This window comes from Vibrio sp. M250220, from assembly GCF_036533795.1.
Taxonomy (GTDB): domain Bacteria; phylum Pseudomonadota; class Gammaproteobacteria; order Enterobacterales; family Vibrionaceae; genus Vibrio.
Genome location: NZ_JATABI010000213.1, coordinates 1 through 419 on the forward strand (window position 1 = coordinate 1; position 419 = coordinate 419).

The 419-nt window shown below is 46.3% G+C and carries 1 protein-coding gene; it reads left to right on the forward strand.

The window, feature by feature from the left end:
- Window positions 1–30: 30 nt before the first annotated feature.
- Window positions 31–419 (forward strand): ankyrin repeat domain-containing protein (locus tag QTN94_RS20485; RefSeq protein WP_443088822.1); only part of this gene is annotated, 389 nt, incomplete at its 3' end.

The window sequence follows — 419 nt, forward strand, 5'->3', positions numbered from 1 at the left end:
GAAGATATCGATGCCCCAGGAAAACACGGGATGACACTGCTTGGCTTTGCCGTAAATGATGAAAACCCCGTAGCCATTAAAGCGTTGATGGCGTTAGGTGCCGATCCATCTATTGAGTTGCCGGAACTAGGCAGCGTGGCTTATCACGCTATGTGGCGCAAAAGTGACGAGCCCTTAAAAGCTCTTCTTGAAAGTGGTATGGACCCTAATCTGCGTGATGAAGAAGATACTTTGATTTTCAACACCCCCTTGCTTGAAGAAAGTGATGCTATGAAGCTTTTAGTCGAGTACGGTGCCGATGTGAATGCCCGCGACACACTTGGCAATACACCTTTGATACATATTCTTCCAGTGCGGTTTGATGATTCTCTCTACTTGCTCAACCATGGAGCAGATCCATACGCAATGAATAATTTAGG